Genomic DNA, 12,594 nt, shown 5'->3' with positions numbered 1-12,594 from the left:
ATATTTCAAAATCAATGTTAGCATTTTTTGTTTGGTAAACAACTTAAAATCAGCAGCACAGTCTCAAAAGGATCAAAAAGAAAGTCTCTTCATCAGGAAAACAAACTAATCCCAAAATAGCTCTTTTAGGAAAAAGGGATTCATGATCTATGATTCACAAAAAGGTGTAAATATTGGCTTTGTCCGAACATCATACATAAGTATAATTATTCGCCAAATCACTTTCAAATAGCATTTTGTAGTACAAAAAAGCGCTTTTGTATATCATAATTTATAAATTGCTAGCCTTTTGAAGACCTAAATGAGATTTTTAGTGATAAAACTAGCTCTAGATCTTTTTAGTGAAAAAAAAATAATTTTTGATTTCTACAGCCTTATTTGATATGAATTCTAGTAAAACAATTATTAATTTTTGCCCCACGGGGATGGTTCCTACCAAATCAGAAACTCCACATGTTCCTATTAGTCCTTCGGAAATTATCGAACAAACTCATGAAGCCTACGAGATAGGAATCACGATTGCTCACCTCCATGCCCGTGATACAGAAGGAGTTCCAACTTATAGAAAGTCGGTTTATCAAGAAATTTTTGAGGGAGTAAGAAAGCATTGTCCTGACTTGATCATTTGCGGTAGCAGCTCAGGACGAAACGTACCTGAATTGGAAAAACGAGCTGAGGTGATTGAACTTCAACCTGATATGTGTTCTCTGACTCTTTCGTCTCTGAATTTTCAACGTCAAGCCTCTACCAATGCACCCGATACCATTCTAGGTTTGGCTAGTAAGATGAGAGACTTTGGAGTTGTTCCTGAATTAGAATGCTTCGACATGGGAATGATTAATTACGGCATGTACCTGATCAAAAAGAAATTGATTGAAGGACCATTTTATTGGAATCTTCTATTTGGAAATATTGCCGGAATGCAAGCTAATTTTTCACATATGGGAACAGCTATCCGGGAAATCCCAACTGATCATTTTATCAGCTTGGCTGGATTAGGATCTAACCAACTTACGATTAATGGTGCTTCTATTGCCATGGGATATGGAATAAGAGTAGGATTGGAAGACAATATCTGGTTTGATCATAAGGGAGGAAAATTGGCTACCAATAATGAATTATTGCTTCGTGTTCATGAATTAATGAACATACATTCCAAAGAACTCTTTTCACCAAAGGAGCTAGGAGAGCTAGGCTTTTACAACCGTAAAAAATGAAGAGAATAAGCTTTGTTGGGATCTCAAAAGACAGTGCAGCTATATTTTTGGACCTTATTTCCGAAATGTATTTGCAAAAGGAGTTTGCGTTTTATCCAAATAAGGACTTCGGTATAGAGCCATTTATGCCTATTAAAACTTACCCTATTGAGATTAAAGCAGCTGGAACTTGCCCTCCTGAGGAAGATGAGCTATTCTTCGGTGCCACAGGACCTGAGAACAAATTGGCGATTTTTGAAGATTTCTTAAATTCTCACGGAATTTCAGAATCAAGATACATTCAATTAATTCACCCGAGTGCATACGTAGCGCCCTCTGCTTCAATTTCAAATGCTGTATTAATTGAGCCTGGAGTAATCATCAGCGCCCAGAGTCAGATTGATTTTGGAGTTTCCCTAAAGCGTGGTTGTAGAATTGGTCATCACAATACAATTGGAAGATTTACCGATATTAATCCCGGAGTAATACTTTCTGGAATGATCAACATCGGAGAAGGTTGTTTAATTGGTTCTGGTGCAGTTTTAAAAGACAACATCAGCATAGGTGCAAATACTACTATTGGAGTTGGAAGTGTGGTGACCAAAGACATTCCAGCTAATTGTATCGCATTCGGAAATCCCTGCAAAGTTGTTCGTCAAAAATGATTACTAACGATTCAGCAAGGCAAAAATCTTCTACTCCCGTGGTATCAATCTGTGTGCAGACATATCAGCATGAAAAATTTATTGCTCAGTGTCTGGATAGTCTGTTGAGTCAAAAAACAGATTTCGATTTCGAAATTATAGTTGGTGAGGATGGCAGTTCGGATCGTACTGGAGAAATCTGTGATTTATATGCGAAGAACCACCCTGATAAAATCCGACTATTCAAAAGAGATCCAAAAAACAAGATTTCCATTCGTGGAAAGAAAACTGGTCGATTTAATTTCCTTGAAAACTTGAAAGCGGCAAGAGGAAAATACATTTGTCTATGTGATGGGGACGACTATTGGTCAAATGATCAGAAACTTCAAAAGCAGTATCAATTTCTGAACGAAAACCCTGAGATAAGTCTAGTTTACTCTAGCTATATACATCAAAAGAAAGACCTGAAAGCCGTTGTTGAGCCAGTACAAGACAAAATTTTCGAGCCTGAGCAACTAAAAACCATTCATTATCTAGGACATGTTTCTACTTGGATGTTTAGGAATGACCTTCAATCGTTATTTTCTAATCCCATTATTTACAAAGCCTTCGCTATGGATATGGTGCTATTTGCTTACTTTAAAATTAAAGGGAAAATAGCTGGGCAGTCTTTTACTTCTTCGTTTTACAGATACAATACTTCTGGGATGTTTAGATCAAAGAGAAAAACTGAAACAGCACGCGATTTTGCTATGATTCATTTTTACTTTTTTCGTTATATACATACTAGTTTATATACTTTCCTTACCAGTGGATCAGGCTATTTTATTAAAAAGTATTTGAAAACAATTATAAGAATTTAGAGAAATCTATATTAAGTCTTTTCGTTTACTTCTTTCTCTTTAGGCTGCTCAGCAATACCTTTTAAGTGTCCTATGTATTTCCCTCTTTTTTTCCATTTCAAATAAAGTCGAAAAGTAGTGGGGTGAATACCAAAGCTTTTCAAAATCCGATGAAAAGGCGAAGCTATCATTCTTCGGATGGGATTATTACGATTCTTGAAAACTTGATGATTGTAGTCACTTGAACTTTTCACCGCTGCTTTTTCTAATAAGCTTAGTTTAAATGCCAGATCATTTATTCTAGAGAAGAAATAGTCATGCTCAAAGCTGTTATTCTCCGTATAAAACCCTTTGCGTTCTGCACTATGAATAATGATAACTCCTGCTCGCTGCGGAAAATGGAAAGCAATATCTTTTGTATGTGCACGGAAAAGCCATTCTTGCGATGGAGTGACAAACAATTCCTTCTCCATTTTCCAATCTCCAATTTTTTCAGGAACAGAATGATGCACAAACCAAGTAGAGGCAATACTAAAAATGTGAGGTGAAAATTTCCCCCGAGGATGTACCGCATACATTTCGGCTGCAAAGGAATTGTTTTCTAGGTCTTGGGGAGTCGAAGGAGAAATCTTGATCCCAGGAACAATCATAAACTCTGCTTGGGATTGCATGATTTCCACCACACACTTACTTAGATGGTCTTTAAAGTAAAGGTCATCCTGATTCAGAAAAGCAATGTATTCCCCTTTTACTTTTCCGAGTGCTACATTGGTTGGCTTTGCTTGTTGACCACTATTTTGTTCCAAATTTGAAAAGGAAATCCGAGGATCATTAAAGCCCAGAACCATCTCCTCTGTATCGTCAGTACAGCAATCTCCAATCACAATCATTTCCCAATTTTGATAATCTGAATCAAGCACACTTTGCATCGCATAGCGAAGCACATGACTGGAATTATAGGTAGCAACTATGATGGAAATCAGCGGACTTTTCAAGAAGATTTAGTTTAGGGTTTTTCCAGTAATCTGGTTAGCAATTGTAACAGCAAGCAAAGGAATTATGGTGTACTTACCAGTATTGACTGTGTGGTATTTACCAAAGGACCGCATGCCTACTTCAGACCGGGTATGTAACTTACTTTCTGTTGAATCTACATCTTTATTGCCATGGGCGTAAATCACTCCACCCACAGGACTGATGTCTTTAGTTTCGAATTTAAGGTTATTCAACTTCGGAATCCTAAGTGCAATTTTTTCCAGGCTTTTTTCGAATACCTCCATTCGCTCCTCTTCAGAATACTGAGAATCCCACTCAGGAGCCCGGTAATCTTCAGACCAGCCTGTTCTCCCAACTGGATACCAAGACATAAAAAGACCTCTATCTTTGAAATTGACAGTGTCCCCAAAAGGACCTTGTACTATGGTAAGAGATGGTAAATCATCAGGTTTTAATGGGATGAAGATTTTATTACCAAACTTGTAACGATGTGACCATTTCTGAGGAGGTTCGATACCCATGGTTTTGTCTATAGCAAGCAAACCGTTCCAGGTAGCATTGATCACCTCCGAATAGCTCTCCGAATCCTCCTTGGAGTCACGAATAAAATGAACTTTTAGGCTATTTCCCTGGTCAGAAACTGCCGTGACTTTGGTATTGAGAAATAGATTAACATTTGGGTGCGAAACAATCGCTTCTGTGAGCTTTTTAGAAATAATTCTTGGCTCTACCGCGTATTCGGTAGTCTGAAAAACTGCAGACATATACTCTGGATTCGCAATTTCTCCAATTTGGGAGTTAGCCAACCTTGATACTTCTAAGGATTCAAATAAATCGAGGTAGTCTTTTTTGAAATGCTTTCTAGCCTCAGCAAAATAATCACTACAACGCTGATAATGTACTGATACTTCTTCAGGGCTCATCAGTGAACCGGTATGAACACCATAGTAAAAAGGCGTAGATATAATATCTTCAGGATTGATTTCAACCCATCGCTTCAGATAGGAAATGAAGTGTAATGCGCCATTAATCATCTCTTTAGCAGTATGAAAATCTCGATCCATCGCATAAATCAGACCTAGGTGAATCTTTCCCTCTTGGACATAACTTGCTTTTTTTACAGGAGCACTATTCTCTTCATAGACATCAACTGTATAGCCACGATTTGCTAGCTCCAAAGCCGTGCAAACACCTAATCCTCCAGCACCAAGGATTGCAATTCTCTTATTTTTCAATTGGTAAAATAATTTTATAGGTTAAAAATCATCAATCATTCAACTCAAAATTAGGCGAATTGAGCCCTAATCCCACTATAATCTATATAAACGTTCTATTTCGCTACATCCAAATTCAAGCACCAAGCTTTTCCGCCTATTCAAACCTTGTCCTATTTGCATGTTGGTTTCAAATACCTAGATCTAATAATAGCTGTGACAATGAAAAATTGTTTGTAGAAGCTTGAATGTTAGCATGATTCTCAGTTAACAAGACTTCAATCAGAGAAAAAACATTATCTCTTATTCACATATGTTGACATTTTTCATCCTTTGACAAACCAACTTGCTACAAAAGCTGTAAATGTTCCAAATAATCCTACACCTGTAGTCATAAGCACTGCAGCAATGAGCCTCCCTTCCAATGTTATGGGATAATGATCTCCGTATCCTACGGTGGTAATAGTCACAAATGCCCACCATAGTGCATCGCCGGCGGTGGTAATATTACTTTCTGGAAGCCGTTCAACCTGAAGAATAGTAATAGAGCAAAAAATGATCATCAAAACAGCTACTATAATTGCGGAATTCAATGTGCCCTGAGCCTTATTTTCAAAGTATGAGTCTAGAAAATCCTTGAGTGATTTAAATGCTTTTACTACTCGTAGAATCCTCACAAAACGTAAAAGTCTCCCTATTCGAAATATATCTATCATTGGAATTGAAGCAACTAAATCTACCCATCCCCAGCGCATGAATTTCAATTTACTTTCAGCATGATAAAATTGAACACAGAAGTCTAAGAAAAACACGATGCATATCGCAAAATCAAAGATTTGGAGCAATTTCTGTGTTTCTGGTGGTAGGTCTACGATAACACCTATCAATAATGCTCCTAGAATATAGACTGACAGAAAAAGTATCAGAACGTTAAAAAAATTGGGTTTTGTCATTTATCAATTCACTTAAAGAATATTTACCTCTAAAATACTGAAAAATATATTTTGACATTAGAGTTCTTTAAGCAAATCCGTTATTTCTACATGAACTCTTGAGGTAAATAATTCAATACTGAAAACGTGCTACTAATTATTAGAAAATCGTGGACAGTTGACCAAGATCTTAGGAAATTCTCACTTTCCAATTGACCTCGCAAATCATAGGTCGTAATTCGTAAATCATGTAAAGACTGCTTAAAATTCGTACTTCACCATTCATCGTCACGAAATCCCCTCACCTTTCCCTTTCTACCTAAGAAATCTTATTTTTGCCCCGCATGCTCCAAGATTTCGATCCATTATCCTTTGATCTTCCCGTAGCGGAGATTATTCCTCAAGTTAAATCACAGCTTTCCACCGCTAATTCATTGATAATCCAGGCGCCTCCAGGTGCGGGAAAAAGTACACTCCTGCCCTTGACTTTGCTGGATGAGCCTTGGCTGGCTGGGAAGAAGATCATTATGCTGGAGCCTCGCAGATTGGCTACCAAGACCATCGCTCAACGCATGGCGTCTATGACGGATACCAAGTTGGGAGATCTGATCGGCTATAGAATTCGCTTTGAATCTGCAATCTCTGCCAATACCAGACTGGAAGTAATCACTGAGGGGATTTTGACGCGCATGCTTCATACGGACAACGCGCTGGAAGATGTAGGCTTGGTGATTTTCGATGAATTTCACGAGCGAAATCTTCATTCTGAAGTTGCGCTGGCACTTATTCGCGAAGTGCAGCAAGTATTGAGACCTGATCTTCGTGTCTTGCTGATGTCTGCGACGATAGATGCGAAGCAGCTTTCTGGCATGCTGAAATCCACCGTGATCGAGAGCAAGGGTCGGCAGTATCCTGTGGAAGTGAATTACATGAATGCCGTGGATGAATATTCGATTGGGGAAGATGCAGCGAGGCAGATTATTCCATTGACCAAAGTTCATGAGGGGGATTTTTTGGTTTTCCTTCCTGGGCAAGGAGAGATCCGAAAGGCACAGGAAATTCTTAGAAAAGTACTCCCTGATGATCTCGTACTTCCATTGTATGGTCAGCTATCCCCAGCAGATCAGAACAGAGCCATTATGCCTCATCCTTCGGGAAAGCGGAAGATTGTGCTTTCCACAGACATTGCGGAGACTTCCTTGACAATAGAAGGAGTAAAAGTGGTGGTAGATTCGGGTTTCGCCAAATCATCCAGATTTGACCCAAGGTCCGGCTTATCACGCTTAGTATTACACAGAATCAGCATAGATTCCGCAGACCAAAGATCTGGTCGTGCAGGTAGATTGACTGCGGGTCATAGTTATAGACTTTGGACTAAAGCCATTCAAAATCAGTTGAATGAATACCGTACTCCAGAATTGATGGAAGCCGACTTGACCGGGTTAGTTCTGGATATGAAAGCTTGGGGCAAGCAGGACATTCGCTCTATGACTTGGCTTACTCCTCCTCCTGCAGGTACTTTGGCATTAGCAGAAAAGACACTGGAATCCATAGAAGCTATAGTAGATGGTAATCTTACTCCGCATGGTAAGGAAGTTCACAAGTTGCCTACGCATCCACGAATCGCTCACATGCTGATCAATGCGTCTGAAATAGATCAGCTGGGTTTGGCTACAGATATAGCCGCGATCTTGGACGAGCGTGATCCGCTAGGTCCTGATGCCGGAGTTGATTTGAATTTAAGAATAGAAGCCCTTCGCAGATATAGAAAGCATGATGTGAGCATAGCTGGCATCAAAAAGATAGAAAAGATGGCGGCTTCGTATCGTCGCATGTTTGCTATTCAGCCAGAAAGCGGGCCAGTTGATCCTTGGCAGACAGGCTTGCTCCTAGCCTATGCCTATCCAGAGCGGATCGCAGCGGCTCGACCTGGGAACAATGCCCAGTTTCAATTGGCAAACGGGAAAATTGCTCAGATTGGTCACAAGGATGATCTGGCGCACGAATCTTGGCTTGCAGTTGCACATGTAGATGCCCGAGAAGGAATGGGTAAAATCTGGATGGCGGCCCCCATCAATCCCAAAGATTTGGCTCCTATGCTGAAGACCAAGGAAGTATTAAAATGGGATAGAAAGAAAGGTGGACTTCAGGCGCATTCCGAGATTAGAATTGGATCGATTATTCTGGGAACTCGGCCTTTGACAAAGTATGCCTCAGGTGATGTAACTGAGGCGATTCTGCAAGCTATTCGTGAGGATGGTGAATATTTGTTGGATTTCACTGAACAAGTGGAGCAATTGATTTTGCGTGTCCAAAGCATGAAAAGTTGGTATCCAGATCAAAACTGGCCAGATTGGTCCGTAGCAAATCTTTGCGAAAAGCCAGAAACTTGGATTGAGCCGTATCTGCAAAACATTACCAAAAACGATGATTTCAAGAAACTCGATCTTGCTCAAATACTTTTTAACAGCCTAGACTTTGAACTTCAAAAGAAACTTGACCTATTGGCCCCTGCAACGGTAGAAGTACCTTCTGGAAGCAAAATCAAGCTGGAATATAGAAAAGAGGACATTCCACTTCTTTCAGTCAGACTTCAGGAATTGTTTGGATTGCTTGAAACACCCAAAGTCAATAATGGAAAAGTCAACGTACTGATTGAGATGCTGTCTCCGGGTTATAAACCAGTTCAACTTACGCAGGATCTGAAAAGCTTTTGGCAAAATGGATACTTCGAGGTGAAAAAGGAACTGAAACGACGCTATCCAAAACACGAATGGCCCGAGAATCCAGTGGAAGCTCAGGCCATACGGGGAGTGAAGAGAAAGTATTAAGCCTCCACTAAAACTGGTTTATCTAAGTAATTGAGAAATTGAAGAAATGAAGCTATGGTGAACGGAGTCATTTCATCGCAATTTATTCTCTCCAAAAATGACTGACGAAGGATTGGATAGTCTTTTGGATTATACAATCTACTGAGTGCAGTAGAGCGAAAAGCTGATTCCACCAAATTACAAGCTTCAAATGGGTTCTTTTTGTGATGCAGGAATTCCTGCTCGAGCACTATTGGATCGATCATTTGATCCAACCAGTTGAACCCTGTATCCAAAAAGAAGTTTTCGTAAGATATAATCACGTCAGACAATTCAACTTCATCCGTAAGAATCGTTTTTTTAGCGTAAGAATCCCCCAATTTGTCCGGAGTCTGGACTAGTGTAAGCGATTGGTCAGTGTAGTTATTAAGCGTAGGAATGTACTTATTGATTAAATCCTCAACGGCATTGATACGTATGCCCAAATGATATTCTAGATAGCTTTCTGTGGTGCCTTCTACAAAATGCACGAAGATAACCTGCTTCCCATGAGGGAAAACCTTTTCAAATAATAGCTGAGATTGATTTAAGACAAAACCATTGTCTTTAAAAAACTCAGCGTGTAAACACACAACATCCATTTTACGCATTATGAAATTCTTTTTATTGTATTAATAAACACAATAATGATGCGAATGTTGTCTAATCCTCAGAAAATAATTCTCTAATTTCTGTTAAAATGGGTTCCACCTCAAGTTTTTTTACTTCCAAACTTCCTTCATCCTCGGGATTGTGCAAGTAGTGATTCCAGTGTTTTTCAGCCTTTCGTAGGGTACGCGGAGTCATATCAAATTCAACCTCATCCAGATACATCTTGGCAAGTGTTTGAGCTTTGAAATTACCGAAAAGGAAAACTCTAAAAATATCCACAAAACGAAGGCTCAAATCAAACTCTTCCAACACTTGAACAAATGCTCCTTGGTGTGCTCTATTTTTCTTGTCATTGATCGCCTCAAAAATCGCGTCGAGAGATTCCTCATTGAATGTAGATTGTGAAAGTGCTCGACAGGCCAGGTACGCAACTTCCCAGTTGTCGCCTTTCACTAGTTCGATCACTTTATCTCTTCCGCTTTCATCCAGATTTTTTCCCAGTTTGTCTGCAAAATAGAAAGCTTCCTTTTCTTTAGGATCGCTCATGCGCTTGATTAAGCCTTGGATTTCCTCGTCCATGATTTTTCGGTTTATTTGTGCAAATATAATCGAAAAGCCTCCCCCGCTATGATTTCCGGCAATCCAAAGTTAATTAGTCTTGAAAAGTACCAGTCCATTCTGGAAGTATCCGAAAAGAAAGGATTGCAGGGTACCTTCGAAGAGCCTAAGCATCAGTGGGTAATTTCTGATTCGGACGCTTGGCTTGCCAAAGTTTCACTTCCGTGGAATATGCAGACAAGTGCCTCCGGGATTTTATCTGTAAAGGATGATTTTCATCTTGCTTTGGTGATGATAAGAGCGGGAATTGCCGTTACTGGATACTTTCACAACGGTGAAATGTTAGATCACAAAGTATTCCGAGCCTATATGGTTCGCCAAAAGCAGGGAAAAAGTCAGATCAAATACCTGAAAACTAAAGGGAAATCAAGAGCTGGATCCAGACTGAGACTGGGAGAATCGGAACTGTTTTTTGAGGAAATCAACGAACGTCTACAGCAGTATAATAATGATTATGCTATTACCACTTGGGGGATCAGCTGTGGCAAAACCCTGTGGCCGTACTTCTTCGGAAGTAATATGCCTACTCCTTTTTCGAAGAATGCAGAAAACCTGATCAGCATCCCCTTCCATGTGCAGCAACCTGACTTTGCAACCTTGCAGGAAATCCACAAGAAGTTGAATGGGATTCATTTGACACTTTCTGAAAAAGGGCAAGAGATTTTTGATCAGCCAGATACCACAGAATCAAATAACCTTGATGATGAGGATGATTGGTGAGAGAATGGTTAATAGGCAATGGTCAAATTTCAAATTCAACGATCAAAAACCTTCATTCTCTTGCTGACTTTTGTGGTAGAGATTTTTTTCACCACATAGGAACAAAGAAATCAAAGTCTTAGAATGGGAATTAACCGCCTCTAATATATAATACCTATGTTTTCCAATGTGTCTATGTGGTTTGAAAATGATCAATGGGCAATTTTCAAATTCAATGATCAAAAACCTTCATTCTCTTGCTGACTTTTGTGGTAGAGATTTTTTTCACCACATAGGAACAAAGAAATCAAAGTCTTAGAATGGGAATTAACCGCCGCTATTTTTTAATACCTATGTTTCCTATGTGGCTATGTGGTTTGAAAATGATCAAGGAAATAGACTCACCTATACAAATTGAGTTTTAGTACCCTCTATTTAACCACTAGGCAATTCAAAGGATAAGAATTAGAATAGATTTCCCTTTTGACTCTTTGCTTTCCATTTTACCTTTAAGAATTCATTCACCTTTTCTTTTCTCATGTCCCAAAGATTCAATTGGCTACTCGTGATTGCACTTGTGATCACTTTTCAAGCCAACGCACAAAACACTCTCCATCCTACTTCATCCGAATACGAATACCCCACTGATCCCAAAGTTGCTGAGAAACTAGAGCAATGGAGAGATCAGAAATTTGGTATATTGATTCATTGGGGAATCTATGCAGTGCCCGGAATTGTAGAATCCTGGAGTATCAATAACGAGGTTTGGATTAATAGAAAAGATACCACTCAGAGCTATGAGGACTATAAGAAATGGTACTTTGGATTGAGTGAAAAGTTTAATCCACAGGGATTTGATCCGGATCAGTGGGCTGATGCTGCGGATAAAGCCGGAATGAAATACGTGGTCTTCACCACCAAGCACCACGATGGTTTCAATATGTTTGACACCCAATTTACTGACTATAAGATCTCTAATGGGCCATTTGCAAGTAATCCTAAAGCCGATGTAGCCAAATACGTCTTTGATGCATTTCGCAAAAAGGACATGATGATCGGAGCTTACTATTCCAAACCTGATTGGCATTCACAATATTACTGGTGGGACTACCGTTCTACACCAGATAGAAATGTCAACTATGACATCCGCAAGAATCCTTGGAGATGGAATCAATATGTACAGTTCACGCACAACCAACTCAATGAAATCACAAGCAATTACGGTAATATAGATATCCTTTGGCTAGACGGAGGTTGGGTAAGGCCAAAGTCTACTATCAATGATGAAGTTTTAAGTTGGGGAGCTCCTATCCCTGATTTCGATCAGGAAATCAATATGCCAAAGGTGGCTGAGACAGTTAGAGCAAATCAAGAAGGGATTTTGATTGTTGATCGTACAGTTCACGGGCCGTTTGAAAACTACCGAACTCCTGAGCAAGGAATTCCAGCAGAAATGTCTTCAGATCCTTGGGAAAGTTGTATCACGTTGGGCGGTGCTTGGGGATACGTACCCAATGATAAATTCAAACCTTCAAGAAAAGTCATTCACTTACTAATTGAGATTGTGGCCAAAGGCGGGAATTTATTGCTTGGAGTTGGACCAACTGCTGACGGGATTTTCCTACCTGAGCAAGTTTCTAGATTGGAAGAAATCGGGCAGTGGCTTGAAGTGAATGGAGCAGGAATCTACGATACCCGTGCAATAGAAAACTTCCAAGACGGCAAACTATATTTCACCCAAGGGAAAGCCAAAGAAATGTATGCGCTTATGCCTTTAGCAGAAAATGAAAAGCTTGAAGAAACAATCTCTTGGACGCTAAACCCTCCTAAAAAAGGAAGTAAAATCAGAATCTTAGGAGAGAATAACTCACTTAACTGGAAAACAGTGGATGGTAAAATAGTAGTTTCTCTTCCAAAGAACCTTCAGGATAAACTTTCCAATACTTCGGCTATCGTATTGACTTACGTTTCCGAATAAGGTCACTGAAAATC

General features: G+C 39.5%; 11 protein-coding genes. 6 read left to right on the top strand and 5 right to left on the bottom strand.

The window, feature by feature from the left end:
• Positions 1-383 precede the first annotated feature (383 nt).
• The 3 genes from BM291_RS12325 to BM291_RS12315 are packed head-to-tail and all read left to right on the top strand — an operon-like array spanning position 384 to position 2,703.
• Positions 384-1,217, top strand: coding sequence for a beta-keto acid cleavage family enzyme (locus BM291_RS12325; RefSeq protein ID WP_092897821.1), 834 nt, complete (start codon positions 384-386; stop codon positions 1,215-1,217).
• Positions 1,214-1,861 (top strand): acetyltransferase, encoded by a 648-nt coding sequence (locus tag BM291_RS12320; RefSeq protein WP_092897819.1) that lies wholly within the window; start codon positions 1,214-1,216, stop codon positions 1,859-1,861. The genes BM291_RS12325 and BM291_RS12320 overlap by 4 nt, the downstream gene beginning before the upstream one ends.
• Positions 1,858-2,703: a glycosyltransferase family 2 protein gene (locus BM291_RS12315; RefSeq protein ID WP_092897817.1), complete on the top strand. Its 846-nt coding sequence runs from the start codon at positions 1,858-1,860 to the stop codon at positions 2,701-2,703. Before BM291_RS12320 ends, BM291_RS12315 begins: the two co-directional genes overlap by 4 nt.
• An 11-nt stretch (positions 2,704-2,714) precedes the next feature.
• Here BM291_RS12315 and BM291_RS12310 read toward each other — a convergent pair whose 3' ends face one another.
• The 3 genes from BM291_RS12310 to BM291_RS12300 all read right to left on the bottom strand — a co-directional run bounded on the left by BM291_RS12310 (position 2,715) and on the right by BM291_RS12300 (position 5,845).
• On the bottom strand, positions 2,715-3,677 hold the full coding sequence (locus BM291_RS12310; RefSeq protein ID WP_175499696.1) for a glycosyltransferase family 2 protein: 963 nt from the start codon (positions 3,675-3,677) through the stop codon (positions 2,715-2,717).
• Between the two features lie 6 nt (positions 3,678-3,683).
• Positions 3,684-4,913 carry an FAD-dependent oxidoreductase gene (locus BM291_RS12305; RefSeq protein WP_175499695.1) on the bottom strand — a complete coding sequence of 410 codons (1,230 nt, stop codon included), beginning with the start codon at positions 4,911-4,913 and terminating at the stop codon, positions 3,684-3,686.
• Between the two features lie 305 nt (positions 4,914-5,218).
• Complete coding sequence (locus BM291_RS12300) at positions 5,219-5,845, bottom strand: ion transporter (RefSeq protein WP_092897811.1); 627 nt, start codon at positions 5,843-5,845, stop codon at positions 5,219-5,221.
• A 323-nt stretch (positions 5,846-6,168) separates the two neighbouring features.
• Between BM291_RS12300 and hrpB the strand changes: the two genes are divergently transcribed.
• The gene (gene hrpB, locus BM291_RS12295; RefSeq protein ID WP_092897808.1) at positions 6,169-8,655 is read left to right on the top strand and encodes an ATP-dependent helicase HrpB; all 2,487 of its coding nucleotides are present in this window, start codon (positions 6,169-6,171) and stop codon (positions 8,653-8,655) included.
• Here the strand turns inward: hrpB and BM291_RS12290 are convergent.
• Positions 8,652-9,284, bottom strand: coding sequence for a hypothetical protein (locus BM291_RS12290; RefSeq protein WP_092897806.1), 633 nt, complete (start codon positions 9,282-9,284; stop codon positions 8,652-8,654). The genes hrpB and BM291_RS12290 overlap by 4 nt on opposite strands.
• A gap of 52 nt (positions 9,285-9,336) precedes the next feature.
• The gene (locus tag BM291_RS12285; protein WP_092897804.1) at positions 9,337-9,864 is read right to left on the bottom strand and encodes a HEAT repeat domain-containing protein; all 528 of its coding nucleotides are present in this window, start codon (positions 9,862-9,864) and stop codon (positions 9,337-9,339) included.
• Between the two features lie 48 nt (positions 9,865-9,912).
• Here BM291_RS12285 and BM291_RS12280 point away from each other — a divergent pair, with 48 nt between their 5' ends.
• Positions 9,913-10,623, top strand: coding sequence for a hypothetical protein (locus BM291_RS12280; RefSeq protein ID WP_092897802.1), 711 nt, complete (start codon positions 9,913-9,915; stop codon positions 10,621-10,623).
• A gap of 517 nt (positions 10,624-11,140) precedes the next feature.
• Complete coding sequence (locus BM291_RS12275; RefSeq protein ID WP_092897800.1) at positions 11,141-12,580, top strand: alpha-L-fucosidase; 1,440 nt, start codon at positions 11,141-11,143, stop codon at positions 12,578-12,580.
• Positions 12,581-12,594 lie beyond the last annotated feature (14 nt).

Origin of the sequence: Algoriphagus aquimarinus (genome assembly GCF_900112005.1) — a bacterium.
In the GTDB taxonomy this organism is placed as follows: Bacteria; Bacteroidota; Bacteroidia; order Cytophagales; family Cyclobacteriaceae; genus Algoriphagus; species Algoriphagus aquimarinus.
This window is presented reverse-complemented; position numbering and strand designations above follow the sequence as displayed.